This window comes from Saccharothrix sp. NPDC042600 (assembly GCF_040647305.1).
Taxonomy (GTDB): domain Bacteria; phylum Actinomycetota; class Actinomycetes; order Mycobacteriales; family Pseudonocardiaceae; genus Actinosynnema; species Actinosynnema mutabilis.
Map to the genome: position 1 here is coordinate 417,150 of NZ_JBEZBW010000001.1, position 22,456 is coordinate 439,605.

Here is a 22,456-nt window from a genome sequence, read left to right on the forward strand (position 1 = left end):
GATTCGGGTGCGGGATGGGATTTCGTCAACAGTATTTTCTTGTGATCCGTCACAACGATCCCGGGGAGAAATTCGGAACCGGTCCGATGCGCCGGGTACCGCGAGACTGCGACGATCCGGCGGTCCCCCGAGGGAATCGATCGAAGGAAATCCGACATGACATCGCGCTCCCTGCGCCGCGCATTCGGGTGGTCGGCCGTCGCCGTCGCCCTCGTGGTCGCGCAAGTCCCCGGTTCCATCGCGGAGGCCGCCCCCGAGGCGGTGACCGCCGTCGAGCGGTACTACGAGCAGCCCGGTCCGCACGCGGTGACCAAGGTGGTGGGCGGGCCGGACCACACCCTGTACTACCCGGCCGACATCGCGTCCTCGACCACCAGGCACCCGGTGCTGGTGTGGGGCAACGGCACCAACGCCACGGTCGACCAGTACGACCTGTTCCTCAAGCACATCGCCTCGTGGGGTGTCGTCGTCGCGGCGGCGAACACCGGGCAGTCGGGTTCCGGTCAGGAGATGTTGGCGGGTGCGCGCTACCTGATCGGCGAGAACTCCCGTCCCGGCAGTGTCTTCGACGGTCGGATCGACCCGGGGAAGGTCGGCGCGGCGGGCCACTCGCAGGGCGGTGGCGGGGCCATCGCCGCGGGCGCCGACCCGCTGATCACGGTGACCGCGCCGGTGCAGCCAGGCCCGCAGGGCTCGGTGCCGGCGCTGACGGGGCCGGCACTGTTCGTCGCGGGCCGGCTGGACTACATCGTGCCGTCGTTCTACGTCCGCGGCCGTTACGCCTCGGCCGGGCACGTCCCCGCGGTGTTCGCCGAGTTGAAGGGGTCCGACCACTTCTTCCCGGGTGAGACCCGCACCCGCCTGGTCGGGGTGCTCACGGCCTGGTTCCGCTACTGGCTGGCCGGCGACGTGAAGGCCAAGTCGGTCTTCTTCGGCCCGAAGGACGAGACCGAGCTGTTCCTCGACACCGCCTGGTCCTCGGTGGACCGCAACGCGAGGGCCGACGCGATCGGCTGACCCGGTCGCCGGAACCGGCCACCCTTCCCCGGGCGGCCGGACCCTCGTGCCGGAACCGGGTGTGGACGAGGTCCGGGAGGTCTTGGTGGTTGCGGTGTGGGATGGACCGTTGACACGATTCGGTGGTTGGCACCGCGGGCCGGGTCTGCTGCTGGTGGACGCGCCGTGTTCGCGGTGGGGTGCGTTGGCCGGATCGGGGGAGCACTGTCGTGTGGGCCGGGTTGGTGTTCGACTGATCATGCGAACCGCTGTTCCGATCGGTCCGCTGTGCGTGGCCGCGTTCTTGTTGGGGCTGTGGTTGCTACTGGCTCCGTTCGCGTTCGGGTACGGGATCGCCGATGGGCGATTGACGTTGCACACCAACGACGTGCTCGCGGGTGCCGCTGTGGTCATGGTGGCGGTGGTCGGCATGATGGCGCTGGAGGAGGCGCCGTGGACGGGGCCGTTGCTGTGCGTGGCCGGGCTGTGGGTCGCGTTGGCGCCGTTCGTGCTGGACCACCGCGCGGGTACCGACGCCACCGCCGCGACGGTGAACGACTGGGCGGTGGGCGGCGGGATCGCCGTGCTGGGTGCCGCGCTCGCGTTCCTGGCTCACCGGCTTCGCTGAGCCGAACCGACGTGCTCGACGGTGGACGACCAGTCCTCGTAGTCGGGGTACTCGTCCGGGTCGACCAGGTGGGTCAGCGCCGCGTCCACCAGGTCGGCGGCGTCGAGGCCGGTGTGCGCGAGGAGTGCCCGCGCCGCTCCCGTTCCCGGGACGGTGAGCAGCGCCAACGCGAGCAGACCGCCCGACACCGGGGACACGTCGTACCGCTCGGCGGCCCGGGTGGCCAGGGTGAGGGCGTCGGCCAGGTCTTGGGAGATCTCCGGTTCCTCGCCGTCGAGGACCAGCGGGGTGACGCCTTCGGCGTCGTCGGCCTCGGCGAGGTCGTCCAGGTCGGGGTGGTCGAGGTGGTCCCAGAAGCCGGCCCAGTCGAGGCCGGGGTCTTCCTCGGCGAGCGCGACGAGCACCGCGCCGGTCCGGAGCGGGCCGTCGTGCCATGACGCCGCGAGGTGGAGGGCCCCTTCGACCGCGGGCGTGACGTCCGCGCTTTCCGTCCACGTGATGGTGCGGCTGCGGTCCTGGTACGACCTCGTGAACGTGTCGGCCTTGGCGGACAGGTACACGTCGATCAAGCCGGGCGGCTGGATCGCGAGCAGCCAGTCGTAGAGGTCGAACAGTTCGGCGGTGGCGTCGTCGGCTCCGCTGTCGATGACGGCTTCCCACCACGCGATCGCCCTGCGGGCGGCCAGGAGGTGGGGCAGCGGCGCCAGGCACCGGCGGTCGCCGTGCAGGCGGTTCCAGGCGGCGCGGGCGGACCGGTCGTAGAACGCGACCGCCTCCAGGCGGCGCAGCGCGGCCAGAGCCCCGTCGTCGTCGGTTTCCGCGAGCGCCTGCTCGGTCTCGGCGATCACCTCGCGGGCGGAGCGGGGCGGGAGCGGGCGGGCGAGGTGCCACTGCACGGTGCGGTGCCGGAATTGCAGCACTTCGCCGTTGCGGCGCAGCACCCCGCGCTTGTGGGCGTCTTCCAGGAACCCGACCAGTCGCAGCGGCGTCCGGCGCAGCGCCGCGCTGGTCAGGGCTGCCACGCGGAAGCGGAACCACGCCGTTCGCCAGAACACCGCGGTGAACGCGACGACCGCCGCCCCGGCCCCGAGGGCGACCGCGAGCAGCCACCGGTCGGGCGTGTCGGGCACGTCGAGGAGGAACCGGACGTCGCGCAACTTTCCTCCGGCAGGAGTGCTCGCAGGTAGTCGGCGGTGAACGGCCAGCCGACGGCGACGGCCGCCGCCGCGCAGGCGCCGAGCACCACTGCGAGGTAGCCGCCGCGGACCAGGCCGGTGCGCAGGTCGGCGGCCAGTTGGGCGCGCAGGCCGCTCCTGGCTTCCGGCCCCGAGACGGTCAACCGCACCCAGATGACGCTCACCGTGAACGTCGCGGCCCAGAACAGGGCGATCGTCCACCAGTCCTGCCTGCGCGCGAGTTCCGCGAACTCGACGGGCGTGCCGAACTGCCGTGACGCCTGGTAGGTCATCTGCAGGTGGGCGACCACCACGACCGCGATCCCGCTGAAGGTGACCTGGAACGTGGTTTTGAGCCTCCGCAGGACCAGGCGCCACGCCCCGCGCCCGGCCGGTCGGCGTGGCGTCGGCGGCGCGGAGTCCGAGAAGGGCGAGGGCAGTCCCGCGTTCCACCACACGAACTCCGTGGACCGGCGGAACGTCAGCAGTGCCGCGATCGACCCGAGCCACCGGTGCACCCGGACGGACTCGCCGCCGTACGCGCTGGTCAGGTAGTGCGACAACAGGTGGCGTTCGATGTCGCCCGACGTGGGAACAGGGCGTCGTCGACGAGTTCCCCCGGCCGGGACCCGCGGTCGCGGTACACCACGGAGGCCAGGTGCAGCAGCAGGAGCGAGGACAGCGCCCGCGCGGTCACCCCGTCCGGCTCGGCGCGCAGCAGGTCGAACACCGGGTCCCAGCGCCGCGCGTCGCCCCGGCTGGCCGCCGCGAGGTAGGCGATCGACTCCTCGACGCCCACCGAGCCCAGCGCCACGACCCGCGTGCCGCCGACGCGCAGGCACTCCTCGGGCACGATCGCCTCCACCGCCGCGGCGGTGCAGGCCAGGACGAACTCCCGGTCGGGGGAGTCGAGGGTGCGGGCCAGCGCCGAGCGGGCGGCGGGCCACAGCGCCTCGGGCAGTTCGTCGACGCCGTCGAGCACCGGCAGGACGCGGCGGGTGCTGACCACGTCGATGGGCTCCGGGCCGCGCCCGCGCCGTCCCGGCAGGCCGAGCCGGCGGCGGACGACCTCGTCCAGGCCCTCCGCGGCGGGGTTCCAGGTCGAGAGGCTGACCAGCACGGGCACGGCCGCCCGGTCTCCGCGTCCGCGCAGCAGGTGCCGCGCGACCATCAGCAGCGCGGTGCTCTTGCCGCTGCCCGCCGCGCCGGTCAGCACGACCCGGCGCGGGCCGCGGCCCAGTCCGGCGACGACCGCGTCCAGCGTCGTGGGACCGGCCGGGTCGGTGCGCACCGGCAGGTCGATCCAGGTGCCCAGCGCCCGGGTGCGCAGCTCGTCGTCGATCTCGTCCCGGAACGTGACGGCCAGCGATTCGGTCATGGCGTTCAACGCCTCCGGGGACGCGCTCGCCGCCCGCGCGGCCTCGTCCTCCGCGCGCCAACTGCGCCGCAGGGTCAGCAGGGTCAGCGCCATCGCGCCGGCCATGAGCACGGCGAACGCCTGCCACGGGTAGCGCTGGAACACGCCGAGTCCCCACGGCCACGGCTGGGTGCTGGAGGACGCCACGTTCGTCGCCAGGGCCAGCGCCGCCGTCACCACCACCAGCGTCAGCGACCACAGCGCGAGCACCGATCGCTCACGCCGAGGCGACCAGCGACCCATGACCCGACCGCACTCCCGTCAAAGACTCCGGCGAACACTAGATGATCGCCTCGGCCGCCCGGGGTCGTTACGGCGCACTTGGTCCGTTCGGGCGGGCGTGGGTGCGAACCTGTGCCCCATGGCGAGGAAGGAACCGGTGCCGGTGATGGACGTCGCGGACATCGCGCGGCGGGCCAGTCAGGACGCGCAGGGTGTCCCGGCGGACCTGCTCGACGGCTACCCGGAGGCGTTGGCGGAGGTCAGCGCGGGTGGTGGGCGGCTGTCGGTCGAGCACCTGGAGTCGCGGCGCGCGGTGGGTGCGGTGGCGGCCGAGCGGGGTGTGTCGATGCGGGGCGCGATCGACCTGTACTTGAGTGCGACGTGGTTGGCGTGGCCGTCGTTGCCGGGTGTGCGGGGCTCGACGGGCGCGGAGATGTTCAGCGCGGTGGGCAAGGCGGTGTTCCGCGCCGCCGACGCGGCGGTGGGCGCGTTGGCCGAGGGATACGAGGAGGCGCGGCGCTGGGCGGTGCGGCGGGAGGAGTCGTCGCGGCGGGAGTTCGTGGACGACCTGCTCGACGGCCGCAACCTGGGGGAGTTGGCCGAACGCGCGGAACGGGTGGGGTTCCGGCTGGCGGCGCGGACGGTCGTGGCGGTCGCGTGGATCGAGGAGTCCTTTGTGGACGGTAGTGCCCCGGTGTGCCGGGTGGACGCCGCGCTGCGTGGCCGGGTCGAGGCGCGGGACGTGCTGGTGACCACCAAGGACGGGTTGCTGGTGTGCGTCGGTCCGGAGCGGCTGATCGGGTTGGTGGAGGAGTTCGTCCGGCTGGTCGGCGCGGCGGTGGGGGACGGGGTGGCGTGGCGGGTGGGCGTCGGCCTGGCGGAGGACGGGCCGGGCGGGCCGGTGCGGTCGTTCGGGCAGGCGCGCGACGCGCTGGACGTGGCCGTGCGGCTGGACCTGCCCGGCCGCGTGCACCGAGCGTCGGACCTGCTGCTCTTCCAGGTGCTGGGCCGCGACCGCGCGGCGCTTGAGGGTCTGGTGTCGGCGGTCCCGTTCAGGGGCTGACCCTGCACGTGGCGGTGCTGGGGTCGAAGCTGCTGTGAGGTTGCCGGAGGTCGGCAAACAACGGCGTGATCATTGGCCGGTTCCGCACGTTGTCGGCCGGTGTCGTGCGCGGCAGCATTGGCGCCAACGCCGACGCGGGGGTGTCGGTGGCGAGGACCGGCCAGGGGGGAGGAACACGCGGTGCTACGCGCGCTCTGGCCGGTCCTCGCGGAAGCTTCGGGCAGCACGCCCTTCCCAGGGCGCACCGGAGCGCGATGCGCGTGCTCCGGTGCGTCGCCCTGATCGCGGCCTTCGGTGGGTCGCCGCGCCTCGACGTGGTCGGCCACGGTCGGCGGCCGGTGCACGCGGGTCGCCGGGGTCAGGCCGTGCGGGTCGCGCCGAACCAGCGGGTGATGATCGGGCCGGCTGTGGCCAGCAGCAGGACGTAGGCGGTGACCAGCGGGCCGAGTTCGGTGTGGCCCGTGCCGGCGAGGCCGATGATCACGATGGAGAACTCGCCGCGCGCGATCAGCGCCGTGCCCGCGCGCAGCCGGCCCCGGCGTCCGGCTCCGTCGCGGCCGGCGGCGTACCAGCCGGTGACCAGTTTCGCCGCCACGCCGGCGGCGGCCAGGGCCAGTGCGACCGGCAGCACGGGCAGCAGGTCGGCGGGGCTGACGGCCAGGCCGATGGCGAGGAAGAACGCGGCGGCGAACAGGTCGCGCAGCGGGGCCAGCACGGCGCGGGCGCGTTCGGCGGCCTCGCCGGTCAGCGTCAGGCCGACCAGGAACGCGCCGACCGCCGCGGACACGTCGACGAACTCGGCCAGCGCCGCCACGACGAGCGTGGTCCCCAGCACGCGCAGCATCAGCTGTTCGGCGTCGGGGTGGGCCAGCCACCGGTTGACGTGGTGGCCGTAGTGGTGCGAGGCGAGCAACGCCGCCCCGACCGCGCCGACCGCCACCAGCACCCCCAGCGACGCCTCCCACCACGCGCCGCCGGCCGCGAGCACGGCCAGCACCGGCAGGTACAGGGCCATCGCGAAGTCCTCCATGACCAGGACGGCCAGCACCGACGGTGTCTCCCGGTTGCCCAGCCGGCGCAGGTCGTCCAGCAGCCGGGCGACGATCCCCGACGAGGACACCCACGTCGCGCCGGCCAGCGCCACGACGCCCACGGCGTCCAGCCCGAGCAGCAGTCCCGCCACGACGCCGGGCGCGACGCCCAGCACCAGGTCCACCAGCGCCGAGGGCAGGTGGCGGCGCAGGCTGTGGGTGAACTCCGCGGTCGAGAACTCCAGGCCTAGCGTCAGCAGGAGCAGCACCACGCCGATGGACGCCCCGGTTTCGACGAACTCGCCCGCGGCCGGCACCGGCGCGATGCCGCCCTCGCCCAGCACGAGACCGGCCAGCAGGTACAGCGGGATGGGGGACAGGCCGACCCGGCGGGCCAGCGCGCCCAGGGCGCTGAGCGCCAGGAGGATGACGCCCAGTTCCAGCAGCAGCGCGAGCGAGGTGTGCACGCCTCAGCCTTCGATGATCCGCCGGACGCCCTCGATCCCCTCGTGCGTGCCGATCACCACCAGCACGTCACCCGCCCGCAGCACTTCCGTGGGCGCCGGTGAGGCGATGACGTCCTCGCCGCGCACGACGGCCACGATCGACGCGCCGGTGCGGGTCCGCGCGCGGGTCGAGCCCAGCGGCTGGTCGGCGTGCGGAGCCCCGGGCGGCACGACGACCTGGCCCGCCGCGAGGCCGGGCACCTCCTTGGTGAGGTCGGCGAAGCGTTCGGCGATGCGCGGCGCGCCGAGGATCTCGGCCACCGTGTCGGCCTCGTCGCGGGTCAGGCGCAGCAGCGGCCGGCTCTCGTCGGGGTCGGTCGCCGAGTAGGCGACCACCTCGAACCCGCCCGACCGACGCGCGATGATCCCGACCCGCTGCCCGTCGGCGTTGGTGAACTCGTAGCGCAACCCGACCCCGGGCAGGAGCACCTCGTTGACGTCCATCGCCCCATCATCGCGCCTGCCCACCGCGTACCGAGGACGTCGTCGCTCTGCGCACGACCGGTGACGCCGGGTAGGGTGTCCCGCGGTGTGCCGGGAAGCCTGGTCGGCGACGGATGACGTCACGCCCGCGACCAGGAGGCGACATGCCCGCACCGCCCGGCGCGACCACGCGCCGGCCCGACGCCCGCGTCAGCGGCGCTCGACCGCGCGGAGCACCAGCGCGGCCACCGCGAACCCCGCGACCAGCAGGAGCGCGATTACCAGTCCGGACATGGGTGCATACCTCGTGTGTGGTGCGCTGACAACGGACCGATGCTAGCGCACCCTGTGACCGCCGCCACAGCGACTCTTCCCAGGGGTGTTGACCATGCGTGCTCGTGATCTCGCCGAGGACTACCCGCTCGTCAGCTTGAGCGACAACGCGCTGTCCGCCGCCCGGCTGATCGCCGAACAACACCGGCCCGGCGTGGTGGTGGTCGACGACGACGGCCACCCGGTGACGGTGTTGCCGGGGTCGCAGGTGTTGCGGTTCAGCGTGCCCGGCTACGTGCAGGAGGACCCGTCGCTGGCGCGGGTCTACGACGAGCAGGGCGGCGCGGACGTGTGCGTGCAGCGGCTCTCGGACCGGTCGGTGAAGGAAGTCCTGCCGCCCAAGGAGAAGCGCTACGAACTGCCGATGGTGACCGGGGACGCCACCGTGCTGGAGTGCGCGGCGACGATGGCCCGGCTGCACACGCCGTTGATCGTGGTCGCCGACGACGGGGAGATCCACGGCGTCGTCACGGCGTCACACCTGTTGGGCGTCATCCTCAACGCCTCGGAGTCGCGCGCATGACGCTCAGCCAGGTCCTGTCGGTGGTCGTGTTCATCGGCGCCTACGTCCTGATCGCCACCGAACGGGTCCACCGCGTCGCCGCCGCTCTCGGCGGCGCGGCCCTCATGCTCGCGCTCGGCCTGACCAACGGCGAGACCGCGTTCCACTCGCTGGACGCCGGTGTGGACTGGAACGTGGTGTTCCTGCTGCTCGGCATGATGATCATCGTCGGGGTGATCAAGCAGACCGGGCTGTTCGAGTACCTGGCGATCGCGGCGGCCAAGCGCGCCAGGGGAAAGCCCTACGCGATGCTGGTGATGCTGGTCGTGATCACCTCGCTCGCGTCGGCGGCGCTGGACAACGTGACCACCGTGCTGCTGATCGCGCCGGTGACGTTCCTGGTGTGCGACCGGTTGGGGCTCAACCCGATCCCGTTCCTGATCGCCGAGGTGATGGCGTCCAACATCGGCGGCACGGCCACGCTGATCGGCGACCCGCCGAACATCATCATCGCCAGCCGCGCGGAGTTCTCCTTCAACGACTTCCTGATCCACCTCGCGCCGTTCGTGGTGGTGCTGATGGTGGTGTTCGTGGTCGTGTGCCGGTGGTTGTTCCGCGACGCGTTCCACTACGACGAGAAGCGCGTCGCCGAGGTGATGGCGCTGTCGGAGCGCGAGGCGATCCGCAACCGGACGTTGCTGGTGCAGAGCCTGGTCGTGCTCGCGTTGGTGCTGGTCGGGTTCACGCTGCACAGCGCGCTGCACGTCGAGCCTTCGGTGGTGGCCCTGTTGGGCGCCGGGCTGCTGGTGCTGATCTCCAAGGTCACCACCGAGGAGGCCATCGCCGACGTCGAGTGGGAGACCCTGGTCTTCTTCATGGGCTTGTTCGTCATGGTCGGCGCTTTGGTGAAGACCGGTGTGATCGACGAGGTGTCGAGGGCGCTGGCGGATGCGGTGAGCGGGCAGCCGTTGGTCGCGGTGATGGCGTTGCTGGGGATCTCGGCGGTGCTGTCGGCCATTGTGGACAACATCCCGTACGTGGCGACGATGTCCCCGATCGTGGGTGAGCTGGTGGCGGCGCAGGGCGGGACGGCGCAGGCGGAGTCGCTGTGGTGGTCGCTGGCGCTGGGCGCGGACCTGGGCGGCAACGCGACCGCCGTGGGAGCCAGCGCCAACGTGGTCGCCCTCGGCCTGGCGGCGCGCAACGGCACGCCGATCAGCTTCTGGACCTTCACCCGCTACGGCCTGGTGGTGGCGGGGCTGTCGGTGCTGCTGGCCGCGCCTTACCTGTGGCTGCGCTACTTCGCGCTCGCCTGAGGCAACGACGGCCCCAGCCGCCCGTCACACGGTGAGGGCCGCGCGCAATCGCACGTCGGCGACCAAGCCTTCCATGGAGGAGACACGGGTGTCGGTGTCGAGCAACGGCGCGAGCTGCTCCTCGACGTGGCCGCGCAGGTCCGGTCGCGCGCCCAGAGCGGCCCGCAGCACCCTGCCCGCCACCGGGGCGACCCGGGACGCGAAGCCCTGGTCGATCGCGGCGTGCAGTGCCGCCACCGCCCGGTCGGCCGCCTCGTCCGCCGGGAGGTCGCCGCGGTCCCACAGCGCCTCGACGGCGATCGCGACCGCCCAGACGTCCGGGCCGTGCCACGAGTCGCGACCGTTGTCCGCGATGTCGAGCAACAGGGCCGTCCACTCCTCCCGCAGGTCGCCGTCGAGCGCGACCAGCCGCTCGGCCACCGCGATGGCCTCGACCAGCGGGAGGCCGGCGGCGTCCACGACCGCCCGGACGGTGGGCCACGCGCGGGCCGCGTCGGCCACGGCCCGCGCGGCGACGAGTTGGCAGTGCCGACCGGGGTAGGACACGCGGGCCGTCCCGTCGAGCAACCGCAGGCAAGCGCGGTGCAACGCCGGTGACGGACGTTTCGCCCACACCGCCAGCAGGTCCGCGTCGGCCGCCTCGTCCCCGCCGCACAGGTCCCACGCGCGTTCGAACGCGGCGTCCGGCGCGTCCGTCGGCGTCACCAGCGCGTGGGCGGTGGCGCGCCACGCCGCGGCCTCCCCGACGTCCTCCCCGGCCGGTGCCGCCTCGATCAGCGCCCGCACGTCCGGGGTGAGCACCTCGGGGTGGTCGGCCGCGAGCCGGCTCAGCAGGCGCCACGCGGGCGCGGCGGGGGTGGCGGCCACCGCGACCCGCGCCACGGCCGCCGCGGGAGGCAGCTCGGCGAGCACGTCCACCCACCTGGACGCGCTCTTCGGCCACGCGGCGACGGCGCGACCGGCCAGGTCGGTCAGCTCCCGCGCCGCCCAGGCGGTCTCGTTGCGGTGCGCCGGGAAACCGATGAGTGCCAGGGAGAACCGGGTCCGGGCCGCGCCCGCGGCGACCATCGGGTCGTCGGCGGCGCCGGCGACGACCGCCCGCGCCGGCCCGACCCAGCGCCGGTCCCGCGCGGCGAACAGGGCGACGGCGGCGTGCGCCGCCAGGTCCACGTCGGTGTCGCCCGCCTGCGCGGCGAGCCGGGCGACGGCGTCGCACACCTCGCCCAGTCGCGCCGGCACGTCGGACACCACCTGCGCGAGCGCGGCCACGACCGCGGGCGTGCGCGCGTCGTCGACGAGGTCGAGCAGCCCGCCCAGCGCCCGGTCCGCGGCCGAGCGGGACGCGAGGGCCACGGTGGTCCACCCGTCCACCAGCTCGCCGGCCGTCGCCGCTCCCGCGGCCCGCAACCCGTCCAGGACGGGGACGGCGTGGCGCGCGCCGATCCCGGCCAGCAGGGTCAGCGACCGGCCGGCGCCGTCGCCCGGGTACCGGGGGGCGTGGTCGGGCCACAGCCGGACCAGGTGCCCGACCACGCCGGGGAGGTCCCGGCCGAGCGCGACGGCCGACCAGGCGGCGGCGAAGAGCGCCGCGTCGTCGCCGCGCGAGACCACCGTCGCGAGGTCGTCGGCGTCGAAGACGTCGTGGCGCAGCAGCGGTTCCATGAGCGCGACGGTGGCGGCCGGGTCGTCCTCGCGGTCGAACCGCGCCGCCAGCGCGCGTGCGGCGTCGCCCGCGACGGGCGTGTCCACCAGGTGCGCGGCGCAGCCGTAGGCCTCCGCGCGCACACCCAGGTCCGGGTCGTCCAGCAGCGGCAGCACGTCCCGCCCCACCCGGTCCCGCGCCGCGCGGGACTCCCGGTCGAACGCGTCGACGTCAGTGTCCTCGGGCAGGTACGCCTCCGCTCGCCCGGCGCCCGCCGCGATCGACCGGATGTAGGAGGCGATCATCCACAGCGCCCCGACCCTGCCCGGGGCGGCCGGGTCGCGAGCGGTGTCCACGATGGACGGCAAGGCGGCGAGGGTGGCGGGGTACACGCTGCCCTGGTGCAGCAAGGAGCCGGTCAACTCGTCCAGCGCCTCTTCCCAGTCCGCGCCACGCAGCCGTTCCAGCAACTCCGGCACGTCCTCGGCCGAACCGTACGCGTGCTCCAAGCGCGCCCAGTCGACCGCGTCCGCCCGCTCCCCACCAGTGATCACGGCCGAAGCGTAGCCGCACGATCAGACCCGACACCCGCGACCACGACCGCGGGGCTTGGTCGCCCGCCGCAAAGGAAACGTCAAGATCCGACCGATCGACTGGACAGGGCTGAACAAACGTTCAATGCTCTGAACATGCGTTCAACCCAGGATCTGACCGCGCGAGCCCGCATCCGCGACGCGGCGTTGGCCCGGTTCGGCGCGGATGGTGTCGCGGGCGCCTCGGTGCGGGTGGTGGCGGCCGACGCCGGGGTGTCGCCCGCCCTGGTGGTGCACCACTTCGGCTCCAAGGAAGGGCTGCGGCAAGCGTGTGACGAGTACGTTGTGGACGCGATCCGGGCCGGTGGCTCCACCGACGCGGGCGCGTTGGCCGAAGTGCTTCACGCGGCCACACCGGTGCGGCGTTACCTGGGACGCGCGCTGGTGGACGGCACCCAGGCGGCGACGGCGTTGTTCGAGGAGATCGTCGGGCGCACCGAGCGGTGGCTGGCCGACGGGGAGGCCGAGGGATGGGTGCGGCCCACCGCGGACGCGCGGGCGCGGGCGGTGACCTACGTGTCCTGGCTGTTGGCGCCGCTGGTCCTGGGCGACCAGGTGGGCCGGTTGCTCGGCGGCGACCCGGCGGAGACCGGTGTCGCGGTCCGGGGCGCGCGGGCGGGTCTGGAGATGTTGACCGGCGGGCTGTTCACCGACGACCGGTGGCTGACCGCGTTCACGTCGATCGAGGGGCAGGGCTCGTGAAGGCGCTGTTGGTCACCCACGGAACGCGCGGTGACGTCCAGCCGATGCTCGCCCTGGCGGTGGCGCTGCGCGAAGCCGGTCACGACGCCGTGCTCGCGGCACCGGCCTCCTTCGCCGCGTCCGCCGAGCACGCCGGCGTGGCGTTCGCCGCGCTGGACGAAGGCCCCAACCGGCTGCTGGAGGACCCCGTGGTCCGGCGGGCGGTCGACGGCGGCTACCGGGGTGTGCGCGGCAAGGTCACCGCTCTGCGCACCGCGCGCCGGATCAAGCCGTTGATGGCGGACGTGCTGCGCGACCTGGGTCCCGTCGCACGCGACTCGAAGGCCGACGTCGTGGTGCACACGCCCAGCGTGCCCGCGCAGCACGTGGCGGAGATGCTCGGCGTGCCGGCGGTGCTGGCGACGTTCCAGCCGGGTTGGGTGCCCACGTCGGCGTTCCCGTGCCCGATGGTGCCGCTGCCGAGGCTGCCCCGGTCCCTCAACCGCGCGACGTACCTGACGGTGTCGGCGACGCTGCGCTCCTTCGCCGGGATCGTCGACGACTGGCGTGCCCGGAACCTCGGGCTGCCGCGCCGCAAGGGCGGTCACGACCTGCTGCACGACGCCGAGGGGCGCTCCCGTGTGGTGCTTCAGGCGTTCAGCCCCGCCGTGGCACCGGTCGCGCCGGACTGGCCGGAATCGGTGCGCACCACCGGTTTCTGGTACCTGCCGTCGGGGAAGTGGTCGCCACCCGCCCGGCTGGCGGAGTTCCTGGACGCCGGAGCACCGCCGGTCTACGTGGGGTTCGGCAGCATGGCCGGCCGCGACGCCGAACGGACGGGACGGGTGGTGGTCGAGGCGGTGCGCGCGGCCGGGGTGCGGGCGGTGCTGGCCACCGGGTGGGGCGGGATCGACGCGACGGCCTCCGCGGACGTGCTGGTGATCGACCACGCCCCACACGACCGGCTGTTCCCGCGCATGGCAGCCGTCGTCCACCACGGCGGCGCCGGCACAACGGCCGCGGCACTGGCCGCCGGCGTGCCGCAGGTGGTGTGCCCGTTCGTCGCGGACCAGCCCTACTGGGCGCAGCGGGCGCACACCCTCGGCGTCGCGCCACCACCCGTGCGGCAGCAACGACTCGACGCGGACACGCTCGCGACAGCGATCACCGCGGCCCTGGGGATGAGCGCTCGCGCCACCGAAGTGGGCGCGGCCGTCAGGGCGGAAAACGGTGTCACGCAGGCGGTGTGCGCCCTGACCGAACTGACCCTGTAGAGGAGTTCCACAATGGATGTCGCCGACCGGATCGCCAAGACCTTCCGGATGGATGACGAGACCTGGCGCAGGCACGCGAACCCGTGGAGCGTCTGGACCCGGTTCGCCGCGATCCCGGCGATGCTGCTGGCCATCTGGAGCCGCGCGTGGATCGGTTGGTGGAGCCTGCTGCCCGTGCTGGCCGTGGTGGCGTGGCTGTTCGTCAACCCGTGGCTGTTCCCGCCGGTGGACGAACCGCGCGATTGGGCGGCGCGCGGCATCTACGGCGAGCGCACCTGGCTGCGCCACCGTGATTCGCTTCCGGCGGACCACCGCGCGGTGCTGCGTCTGCTCGTGGCGTTGGGTGTCGTGGGGTTCGCGCTCATCGCCTGAGGCCTGGTGACGCTGCAGGTGTGGCCGACCGTGTTCGGCGCGACCGTGGTCGTGGTCGCCCAACTGTGGCGCATCGACCGCTTCACCCGCCTGTGGGAAGAGACGCGTCGCGGCTGAGCGCCTCTTTGCCCACGGCCTCCGGCGCGAGACCGAAGCGCCACAACCGCTTTACCGGTCGACCGCCACACGACCATCGGCCCCACCGCAGTCTGTGCCGAGCCGCTGCTCATGGGTGCTTCACTTCCCGGCACACCACCGCCACCGTACAACGGCGTCAAGCGGGCCAGCGGGTGTGGAGGTTGTCGATCCGGTACGGGTGGGTGTGGCGCCAGCGGCCGTTGACCAGTTCCGCGTCGTGCAGGTGGGTGTGGTCGCAGTGGTGGTCGTGTTCGTGTTCGACGGTTTCCGGGTCGTGGGTCGGCCAGACGCGCGCGGCGAACGTGGTGGCCGTGATCGTGGTGCCGGCGAGGACGAGCAGGGTGGTGGTCAGGCCGGCGGTGGTGGCGAGCCAGCCGGCGGCGGGGTAGCAGAGCAGCCAGCAGGCGTGGGACAGGGAGAAGTCGGCGGCGAACAGCGCCGGCAGGTCGTGTGGGTGGGCGGAGCGGCGCAGCAGGCGGCCGCCCGGGGTGAGGACCAGTGAGCTGCCGGCGCCGATCGCGGTCCACAGCACCAGCAGCGAGGGCCAGTTCCAGTCGGCCGGCCACGTGGTCACGCAAGCGGCGACCAGCAGGGTGGCTGCGAGGAGCCCGGACGCGCGGATCATGACGGTGCGGTCGGGAAAGCGGTCCAGGACGCGGGGCAGGGCGAGGGCGGCGGCGAGCGAGCCGAGGCCGTTGGCGGCCAGCGCCAGGGCGACGGCGGTGTTGTCCAGGCCGAGCCGGTCGCGGACGTAGGTGACGGTGTTGACCAGGACCATCGATCCCGCGGCGGCGACGGCGAGGTGGACGGCGAGCAGGCCGCGCAGGCGCGGGGTGGCCAGGTAGATGCGGATGCCGCGGGTGGTGGCGTCGAGGGTGCGGTCGGTGGTGCGGGCGTCGGTGGTGCGGGGCAGCATGGCGGCGACGACGAGCGCGGCCGAGGCCGCGAAGCCCAGCGACGTGCCGACGAAGAGCAGGTCGTAGCTGATCACGGTGAGCAGGGCGGCGGCCAGCAGCGGGCTGAGCAGGGCTTCCAGGTCGTAGGACAGCCGTGACAAGCTCAGCGCGCGGGTGTAGTCGCGTTCGTCGGGCAGCAGGGTCGGGATGGTGGCCTGGAACGCCGGGGTGAACGCGGCGGAGGCGGCTTGCAGCAGGAAGATCAGCAGGTAGACCTGCCAGATCTGGTCCACCCACGGCAGGGCCAGGGCGATCGCCGCGCGGGTCATGTCGAGGGCGACCAGCAGCGCCTTGCGGGGCAGGCGGGCGGCCAGCGCGCCGGCGACGGGCGCGACGCCGACGTAGGCGACCATCTTGATGGCCAGCGCGGTGCCCAGCACGGCGCCGGCGTCGGGTCCGGCGAGGTCGAAGGCGAGCAGGCCGAGGGCGACGGTGGCCAGACCGGTGCCGGTGAGGGCGAGGACCTGCGCGGTGAACAGCCGCCGGTAGGCGGGGTCGCCCGGGACCGCGAGCATCGCTGACCTCCGAGGTGGCTTTCCGGGTCGGTGCACTGGCACCATACGTGCTCATGTACGCACGCGACGACGTTGCAACAGCAGGCAAGTGGCAGCAGCTACCTCCTGGCGAGCTGGTCGACACGGCCGTGGACGGGTTCCGGATGCTCGCCGACGCCACCCGGCTGCGGCTGATGTGGTTGCTGTGCGGCGGCGAGTTCGACGTGACGACGTTGGCCGAGGCGGTGGGGGTGGCGCGGCCCGCGGTGTCGCAGCACCTGGCGAAACTGCGGCTCGCCGGCCTGGTCGCGGTGCGCCGGGACGGGCGGCGGGCGGTCTACCGGGTGCGCGGCGGGCACGTGCGGCGGTTGCTGGGCGAGGCGGTCCACGCGGCCGACCACCACCTGACCGGGCGTCCCGACCACGACTGACACACCACCGGGACACCAGGGGCAGGCGAGTGGATTTCACCCGTTGGCGCAGCGCAGTCGTGCCGGCGGCGGTATCTGGTCGGGAGTGGTCCTCACCTTCCAGGTATGAGGCTCCTGTTGTGGTTCGCGCTTGTCTGCCTGTGCGTGGCCGGTGGGGCGGAGCTGCTCGGCCTGGCCTCCGGCGTCCTGCTCGTGGCCTGTGCCGACGACAGCGCCGTCACGCTGCGGGGCGGGCGTGTCCTCGGTGAGGGGAACGGGTCACGGTAAGGGCGGGATCTGCAGGGCCGTGGTGATCAGCGAGTGGATCCGGGTGGCGATGGCGGCGAGCAGCCCGTGCATCTCCGGGGACGCGGTCTCGGCGGCGGCCTGCAGGGCGCGCATGTCCTCGTCGATGCGTTCCATGATCTCGGCGATGTCGGTCCGCCCGGCGGTCAGCGCGGTGGAGATCTCCTCCAGGGGAACACCCTGGACCTCCAGGCGTTGGACCAGGTGGATGCGTTCGACGTCCGACGGGTGGTACAGCCGGTAACCGCCGGCGGTGCGCTTGGCCGGGCTGAGCAGACCGAGGCCGGTGTAGTAGTCCACGGTGCGCGGGCTGACCTGCGCGCGGGCGGCGAGTTCACCGATCTTGAGCAGGACGTCGGTCACGCGGGCTCCCTCGGTCGGACACTCTCCGTGAACCGTACAGTTGCACGTGTTAGTATGAAGTGTGCCTGAAGAAACCGACGCAGACGGTTGCAGTAACCAGCCGGGTCCGGCCCGGCTGACCATTCCCCCCACGGCGGGTGCGCCGTGTTGATCCTGTCCGGCCTGCTGGCGATCGTGGCGCTCACCGCGGCCACCGGGTACTTCGTCGCCCAGGAATTCGCCTACATGGCGGTGGACCGCGGCCGGTTGCGGCGCGGCGCCGAGGCCGGCGACAAGGCCGCCGAGCGGGCCTACCGCGTCACCCAGCGCCTGTCGTTCATGCTCTCCGGCGCCCAGTTCGGCATCACCCTGACCGCGCTGCTGGCCGGTTACGTGGCCGAGCCGCTGCTGGGCACGGGCCTGGCCGGCGTCCTGGGCGTGACCGGCCTGCCCGCGGCGGTCGCGGTGTCGCTGTCGATGGCGCTGGCCTTGGTGTTCGCCACGGTCGTGCAGATGGTGCTGGGTGAGCTGTTCCCCAAGAACCTCGCCATCGCCGAGCCCGAAGCGCTGGCCAAGGCGCTGAGCGCCTCCACCCTGGTCTACCTGAAGGTCGCCGGGCCGCTGATCCGGCTGTTCGACGCCACCGCCAACCGGTTGTTGCGGTCGGTGGGCATCGAACCGGTCGAGGAGTTGCCGCAGGGCGCCACGTCCGAGGACCTCAAGCAGATCATCGGCGACGCGAACGAGCAGGGCCACCTCGACCCCGAGCTGACGCAGTTGCTCGAACGCGGCCTGGGGTTCCGCGAGCTGGTGGCCGAGCAGGCCATGACCCCGCGCGTGTCGGTGCACACGATCAACGCCGGCGACCCGGTCGCGCGCGTGGTCGAGCTGCTGGACACCGGCCACTCGCGCTTCCCCGTCGTGGGCGACGACCTGGACGACCTGCGCGGCGTGGTCGGGCTGGCCGAGGTGCTGACCGTCGAACCGCGACGGCGCGGCGACACCCCGGTCGGCGACATCGCCTCGGCCGCGCTGGTGGTGCCGACGACGCTGCCGTTGCCGGCCGTGCTGGAACGCCTGCGCAGCGAGCACCGGCAGTTGGCGTGCGTGGTGGACGAGTTCGGCGGGTTCGCGGGCGTCGTGTCGTTGGAGGACCTCGCCGAGGAACTGGTCGGCGAGATCCACGACGAGGACGACCACGTGCGGGACGCGATCGAGCCGCTGGGCGAGCACGTGTGGCGGGTGCCCGGCCGGATGCGCGTGGACGAGGTCGCCGACGCCACCGACGTGGAGCTGCCCGCCCACGACACCTACGACACCGTCTCCGGTCTCGTGCTGCACCGCCTCGGCCGCACCGCCGCGATCGGCGACGAGCTGGAGGTGGACGGCGCGTCGATCCGCGTCGTGGAGGTGGCCCGCAACGTGCCCGCGGCCGTCATGCTGACCGCTCGGGAGGAGACCCGATGAGCACGACCTGGTCCCTCCTGCTGTCGCTGGTGCTGTTGGTGGCCAACGCCTTCTTCGTCGCCGCCGAGTTCGCGCTGGTCGCCGCCAAGCGGCACCGGCTGGAAGCGGCGGCCGAGGACAGCCGCGCCGCGCGGGCGGCGGTGGCCGGCATCCGCGAGCTGTCGCTGATGCTCGCCGGCGCGCAGTTGGGCATCACGCTGTGCACGCTGGGGTTGGGCGCGCTGGCCAAGCCCGCCGTGGCCGACCTGGTGGACCCGGTGCTGCGGGCGACCGGCCTGCCCGACGGCGTGGCCTACGGCATCGCGTTCGCCCTGAGCCTGGTGCTGGTGGTGTTCCTGCACATGGTCGTCGGCGAGATGGCGCCCAAGTCGTGGGCCATCGCGCACCCGGAGCGGTCGGCGGTGCTGTTGGCGCTGCCCTTCCGCGGGTTCGCGCACTCGGTGCGCTGGCTCCTCAGTGGGCTCAACCGGACCACCAACGCGTTGCTGCGCTTGCTGAAGGTGCAGCCGCAGGACGAGCTGGCGCAGGCGCACCGGCCCGAGGACCTGCGGATGCTGGTCCGCCAGTCCGCCGAGCACGGCCTGATCCCCGAGGGCCAGCACAAGCTGCTCACCCGGATGCTCCAGCTCCGGCAGACCACCGTGGCGCAGGTGATGGTGCCGATCGAGGACGCGATCAGCGTCACCGAGCACACCGGCGCCGCCGCCATCGAACTGCGCAGCCGCGAGTCGGGGCGGTCGCGCTTCCCCGTGCTGGACCGGCACGGCCGTTACGTCGGCCTGGTGCACATCAGGGACGCGGTGCGCGCCATCGCGGCCGGCGAGCCGAAGAAGGCGCGCGACCTGATGACCGTGCCGCTGACCCTGCCGCTCGACCAGCCCGTGGCCCAGGCGGTGACCGCCATGCGCGGCAGCCGCGCCCAGCTCGCGCTGGTCGCCGACGGCGGGGACGTCGTGGGCATCGCGGCGCTGGAAGACCTCCTCGAAGAGCTGATCGGCGACTTCGAGGACGAGACCGACCCGGTCGTACGCACCTCCTGAGAACACCCACACCCCTTCCCGGAGGAAGACACCTGATGTTCAAGCGGATGCTCAAGGCCTTCGGCGTCGGCGGACCGTCCGTCGACACCGTCCTGGACTCGCCGCACGCCGTGCCCGGCCAGGTGGTCACCGGCCAGGTCCGCATCCAGGGCGGCAGCGCGGAGGCCCGGATCGACCGGATCGTGCTGTCCCTGGTCACGCGGGTCGAGGTCGAGCACGGCGACCACGAGTACGGCGGCGTCTCGGAGTTCCTGCGCGCGGTGGTGGCCCAGGACGTCCTGGTGGCGCCGAACCAGCCCGTGACCGTGCCGTTCCAGCTCGCGCTCCCGTGGGAGACGCCGATCACCGCCGTCGGCGGGCAGCCGCTGCCCGGCATGACCGTCGGCGTGCGGACGGAACTGGTGATCTCCGGCGCGCCCGACAAGGGCGACCTGGACCCGGTGCTGGTCGGGCCGCTGCCCGCGCAGGACCGCGTGCTCGACGCGTTCGGTCAGCTCGGCTTCCAGTTCCGCAGCGCCGACGTCGAGGCCGGGCGCATCGCGGGCGTCCACCAGGAACTCGGCTTCTACCAGGAGATCGAGTTCTTCCCGCCCGCGCAGTTCGCCGGTCGGGTGAACGAGGTCGAGCTGACCTTCGTCACCAACCCGCACGAGCTGGTCGTGGTGCTGGAAGCCGACAAGCGCGGCGGCCTGTTCCAGTCCGGCGGCGACGCGTTCGGCCGCTTCCACGTCACCCACGACGACGCGCTGCGCACCGACTGGGCGAGCGCGATCAACCAGTGGCTCACCCAGGTGGCGGCCGCCGGCCCCGCCGCGCACGGCACCCCGGCGTACGGCCACCACGGCCATCGCCGGGCTCCGGGCATGGGCGGCGTCGTGGCGGGTGCTGCGGCCGGCGTCGTGGGCGGCATGATCCTCGGCGAGGTCGTCGAGGACGCTTTCGGCGACGACGGCGGGGACTTCGCGTTCGACGAGTAACCCTTCATTTCGACGCCGATCCGGCAGGTCCCGGCCTGCCGGATCGGCGCGTTCCACGGCCGGACGCATCGCGCCGCAGGCGGCCCCACTGCCGTCCGAATGGCCGGCGACGTTAGCCCGTTCAGCCGGCCGTGAGGACGTTGTGCACGTCGGAGGCCCGGCGCAGGTTGGTGGCATGGGCACCGCCCGTGACGACCGCACACCACCCGCGCCGCAGCGCGAGCCGGTCCTGCGAGTTCGTCCGGCCGCCGCCGGGTTGCTGGCCCTGCAACGCGGCGCGGGCAACGCCGCCACCTGCGCGGCGGTGCGTCGGATGCCCGTGGTCCAGCGGGCGATCGGGCTGGAGATCGAGGTCCCGATCCCGGTAGACCAGCTCACCGGCGGGGACGTCGCGCAACTGGCCGCGTACGAGGCGGCCGTGCCGCCGAACCGGGCCGTCGCCCTGGGGTACGCGCAGACCAACGGGTGGATGAACTACGGCGCCGTCGTCCGGCCGCCGGCGGCCGGGTTCCACGTCGAAGCCGACCACGACGACCGGGTGGTCTCCCGCCCTCCGTTCCAGCAGCCGCTCGCCGAGGGCGGCGCGGACACGATCCTGGAGATCGTCACCGACGCCAACGCCGCGAACACCGTGGCCCAGTTCCGCCAGACCATCCAAGCGGTTCGGGCGTGGATCGCGGCCGTGGAGGCCGCGACGGCGGGGATGACCACGCGCGCCGCGCCTCCCGGCGGCCCGGCCAACGTCCACATCGGCCCGATGACCTACGGCGCGCCGCTGGCCGCGCGTCGGCCGCAGCACAACTGGCTGGGCAGCGTCCAGGTCAACGTCGGCATCGACCTGCGCGAGTACCACAGCATGATGAAGTGGTACGCCAACTCCCGCTTCGCGAGGGCCAGTCGCGCCGCACCCGCTCACCAGCAGATCTACCGGGACATCAAGGCGCACCTGCGACTCGCGGTGGACGTCGGGCGGGCCGTCACCGCGGACATCATCGCGGGCAACCTCCCCGCCGTGGGCGGCGCCGCCCCGGCGCCACTGCCCGCGCACGTGGTCCAGCAGACGGGCAACCTGCGCGGCATCCGCGGCTGGATGACCCACATGGCCCTCTACCTGGCCCGCGCCAACGCGGCCGGAATGGGCGGCAGCCGCAAGAACCTCGCGCCCATGCTGATGAAGACGCCGCCCGCCGTCGCCACGCACTACGGCCTGACCGCCGCCGAGATCGCCGTCTTCAACGCCAGGTCCACCGAGATCCTGGAACACATCCTGGCGCTGGTGGGCCGACCGGTCGCCGTTCCCGGCACAGGCCCTGCCACGCCGGTGTTCGGCGCGCACGCCGTAGGCGGGAACGACGTGGCGACCGCCCCTTGGACCGCGGTGGCACCGACCGGTGCGCACCTGATCAACCTCGCCGGCGGCGTGGTCCCCCTGGCCGGCACACCACTGTTGGGCGCCACCGGCGTCGGCCCGGCCCGCACCGGAGCCCACCTGGGCGGCCTGCCCGCGCCCGCGCCCGGCGTCGTCGGAGGCCTGCACGCCCCCGCCGGTCCACCGCCCGTGGTGGGCGCGGGCGCCCGCGGCGGCCTGGTCACGGAGATCCGCACCCTGCCCGGCTACTACCGGCCCGACGAGTGGGAAGCGCTGGGCGTGGCCTTCTTCCGCGCGGCGAAACGCCGCAACAAGCGTCCGGGGGTGTGACGCTCGCCGTCATTCGGTGCCGTCGGCGGTTCGTGGCTCGGTGTGCTCGTGCGCGCGGAGTCGGCGGCGCAGTTCGTTGATCAGTGCCAGGTCGTCGTAGTCGCTGAGTTGGCGCAGGGCGAGGGGTGCGCCTGCTTCCTCGGGGGTGAGGAAGCCGTTGGCGACCAGGACTTCGAGCAGCGGCTTGTCGAGGAAGGCGGCGAGGGTTCGGGCGGTGCTCGGGGTCATCGCTTTGCCGCGTTTCCAGTCGGTGAGGCGGCTGCGGTGCACGCCGAGCGCGCGGACGAGGTCTCCGTGGGTCGCCCGGCGCGCGGCCAGGTTGTCCTCGATGTACGCCCAGAGGGGCGGGGTGGTGTAAGGCTCGCTGGGCAAGGGTCTTCCACCTGGTTCGGATCGGTGCGGAGCTGTCGTTCTGATCGGTGCGGGCAGGCGCCGGTGTCGAGTGTCCGAGCA

21 protein-coding genes and 1 pseudogene are annotated in these 22,456 nt (G+C 73.2%); 14 read left to right on the top strand and 8 right to left on the bottom strand.

Annotated features, from left to right (window positions below):
* Positions 1 to 156 precede the first annotated feature (156 nt).
* Positions 157 to 1,017, top strand: coding sequence for an acetylxylan esterase (locus AB0A74_RS01525; protein WP_358246932.1), 861 nt, complete (start codon positions 157 to 159; stop codon positions 1,015 to 1,017).
* A 238-nt stretch (positions 1,018 to 1,255) separates the two neighbouring features.
* Positions 1,256 to 1,624, top strand: coding sequence for an SPW repeat protein (locus AB0A74_RS01530; RefSeq protein WP_358246933.1), 369 nt, complete (start codon positions 1,256 to 1,258; stop codon positions 1,622 to 1,624).
* On the opposite strand, the gene AB0A74_RS01535 is transcribed toward AB0A74_RS01530, so the two are convergent.
* Complete coding sequence (locus AB0A74_RS01535; RefSeq protein ID WP_358246934.1) at positions 1,609 to 2,781, bottom strand: hypothetical protein; 1,173 nt, start codon at positions 2,779 to 2,781, stop codon at positions 1,609 to 1,611. The two genes, AB0A74_RS01530 and AB0A74_RS01535, sit on opposite strands and share 16 nt — an antisense overlap.
* A 565-nt stretch (positions 2,782 to 3,346) precedes the next feature.
* The gene (locus AB0A74_RS01540; protein ID WP_358246935.1) at positions 3,347 to 4,426 is read right to left on the bottom strand and encodes an NACHT domain-containing protein; all 1,080 of its coding nucleotides are present in this window, start codon (positions 4,424 to 4,426) and stop codon (positions 3,347 to 3,349) included.
* A 151-nt stretch (positions 4,427 to 4,577) separates the two neighbouring features.
* On the opposite strand from AB0A74_RS01540, the gene AB0A74_RS01545 reads away from it, so the two are divergent.
* Complete coding sequence (locus AB0A74_RS01545) at positions 4,578 to 5,501, top strand: PucR family transcriptional regulator (protein WP_358246936.1); 924 nt, start codon at positions 4,578 to 4,580, stop codon at positions 5,499 to 5,501.
* A gap of 358 nt (positions 5,502 to 5,859) precedes the next feature.
* Here AB0A74_RS01545 and AB0A74_RS01550 read toward each other — a convergent pair whose 3' ends face one another.
* Together AB0A74_RS01550 and AB0A74_RS01555 are read right to left on the bottom strand one after the other, a co-directional pair.
* Positions 5,860 to 6,999, bottom strand: coding sequence for a cation:proton antiporter (locus tag AB0A74_RS01550; protein WP_358246937.1), 1,140 nt, complete (start codon positions 6,997 to 6,999; stop codon positions 5,860 to 5,862).
* Between the two features lie 3 nt (positions 7,000 to 7,002).
* Positions 7,003 to 7,482 (bottom strand): cation:proton antiporter regulatory subunit, encoded by a 480-nt coding sequence (locus AB0A74_RS01555; protein ID WP_358246938.1) that lies wholly within the window; start codon positions 7,480 to 7,482, stop codon positions 7,003 to 7,005.
* 367 nt (positions 7,483 to 7,849) lie between these two features.
* On the opposite strand from AB0A74_RS01555, the gene AB0A74_RS01560 reads away from it, so the two are divergent.
* Positions 7,850 to 8,317, top strand: a complete 468-nt coding sequence (locus tag AB0A74_RS01560; RefSeq protein ID WP_358246939.1) for a CBS domain-containing protein — start codon at positions 7,850 to 7,852, stop codon at positions 8,315 to 8,317.
* Complete coding sequence (locus AB0A74_RS01565; protein ID WP_358246940.1) at positions 8,314 to 9,612, top strand: ArsB/NhaD family transporter; 1,299 nt, start codon at positions 8,314 to 8,316, stop codon at positions 9,610 to 9,612. The genes AB0A74_RS01560 and AB0A74_RS01565 overlap by 4 nt, the downstream gene beginning before the upstream one ends.
* A 24-nt stretch (positions 9,613 to 9,636) precedes the next feature.
* Here the strand turns inward: AB0A74_RS01565 and AB0A74_RS01570 are convergent, their stop codons facing one another.
* Complete coding sequence (locus AB0A74_RS01570; protein WP_358246941.1) at positions 9,637 to 11,808, bottom strand: hypothetical protein; 2,172 nt, start codon at positions 11,806 to 11,808, stop codon at positions 9,637 to 9,639.
* A gap of 135 nt (positions 11,809 to 11,943) precedes the next feature.
* Between AB0A74_RS01570 and AB0A74_RS01575 the strand changes: the two genes are divergently transcribed.
* From AB0A74_RS01575 to AB0A74_RS01585, 3 genes and pseudogenes are all read left to right on the top strand, one after another.
* The gene (locus AB0A74_RS01575; RefSeq protein WP_358246942.1) at positions 11,944 to 12,549 is read left to right on the top strand and encodes a TetR family transcriptional regulator; all 606 of its coding nucleotides are present in this window, start codon (positions 11,944 to 11,946) and stop codon (positions 12,547 to 12,549) included.
* Positions 12,546 to 13,802 carry a glycosyltransferase gene (locus tag AB0A74_RS01580; protein ID WP_358246943.1) on the top strand — a complete coding sequence of 419 codons (1,257 nt, stop codon included), beginning with the start codon at positions 12,546 to 12,548 and terminating at the stop codon, positions 13,800 to 13,802. Before AB0A74_RS01575 ends, AB0A74_RS01580 begins: the two co-directional genes overlap by 4 nt.
* Before the next feature lie 12 nt (positions 13,803 to 13,814).
* Positions 13,815 to 14,291: pseudogene (locus AB0A74_RS01585) on the top strand (DUF6653 family protein).
* A 157-nt stretch (positions 14,292 to 14,448) separates the two neighbouring features.
* Here AB0A74_RS01585 and AB0A74_RS01590 read toward each other — a convergent pair.
* A complete protein-coding gene (locus tag AB0A74_RS01590) occupies positions 14,449 to 15,783 on the bottom strand; it encodes an MFS transporter (protein ID WP_358246944.1) in 1,335 nt (444 codons plus the stop codon).
* 53 nt (positions 15,784 to 15,836) lie between these two features.
* On the opposite strand from AB0A74_RS01590, the gene AB0A74_RS01595 reads away from it, so the two are divergent.
* Positions 15,837 to 16,193, top strand: coding sequence for a metalloregulator ArsR/SmtB family transcription factor (locus AB0A74_RS01595; RefSeq protein WP_358246945.1), 357 nt, complete (start codon positions 15,837 to 15,839; stop codon positions 16,191 to 16,193).
* A gap of 105 nt (positions 16,194 to 16,298) precedes the next feature.
* A complete protein-coding gene (locus tag AB0A74_RS01600) occupies positions 16,299 to 16,460 on the top strand; it encodes a hypothetical protein (RefSeq protein WP_358246946.1) in 162 nt (53 codons plus the stop codon).
* Here AB0A74_RS01600 and AB0A74_RS01605 read toward each other — a convergent pair.
* Positions 16,452 to 16,841, bottom strand: coding sequence for a MerR family transcriptional regulator (locus AB0A74_RS01605; RefSeq protein WP_358246947.1), 390 nt, complete (start codon positions 16,839 to 16,841; stop codon positions 16,452 to 16,454). The two genes, AB0A74_RS01600 and AB0A74_RS01605, sit on opposite strands and share 9 nt — an antisense overlap.
* A 144-nt stretch (positions 16,842 to 16,985) precedes the next feature.
* Between AB0A74_RS01605 and AB0A74_RS01610 the strand changes: the two genes are divergently transcribed.
* From AB0A74_RS01610 to AB0A74_RS01625, 4 genes are all read left to right on the top strand, one after another.
* Positions 16,986 to 18,287 (top strand): hemolysin family protein, encoded by a 1,302-nt coding sequence (locus AB0A74_RS01610; protein ID WP_358246948.1) that lies wholly within the window; start codon positions 16,986 to 16,988, stop codon positions 18,285 to 18,287.
* Entirely contained in the window at positions 18,284 to 19,327 is a 1,044-nt protein-coding gene (locus tag AB0A74_RS01615) for a hemolysin family protein (protein WP_358246949.1), read from the top strand. The genes AB0A74_RS01610 and AB0A74_RS01615 overlap by 4 nt, the downstream gene beginning before the upstream one ends.
* Before the next feature lie 35 nt (positions 19,328 to 19,362).
* Positions 19,363 to 20,304, top strand: coding sequence for a sporulation protein (locus tag AB0A74_RS01620; RefSeq protein ID WP_358246950.1), 942 nt, complete (start codon positions 19,363 to 19,365; stop codon positions 20,302 to 20,304).
* Between the two features lie 175 nt (positions 20,305 to 20,479).
* A complete protein-coding gene (locus AB0A74_RS01625; RefSeq protein ID WP_358246951.1) occupies positions 20,480 to 22,003 on the top strand; it encodes a hypothetical protein in 1,524 nt (507 codons plus the stop codon).
* A 9-nt stretch (positions 22,004 to 22,012) separates the two neighbouring features.
* On the opposite strand, the gene AB0A74_RS01630 is transcribed toward AB0A74_RS01625, so the two are convergent.
* Complete coding sequence (locus AB0A74_RS01630) at positions 22,013 to 22,375, bottom strand: helix-turn-helix transcriptional regulator (RefSeq protein WP_358246952.1); 363 nt, start codon at positions 22,373 to 22,375, stop codon at positions 22,013 to 22,015.
* Between the last annotated feature and the right edge of the window lie 81 nt (positions 22,376 to 22,456).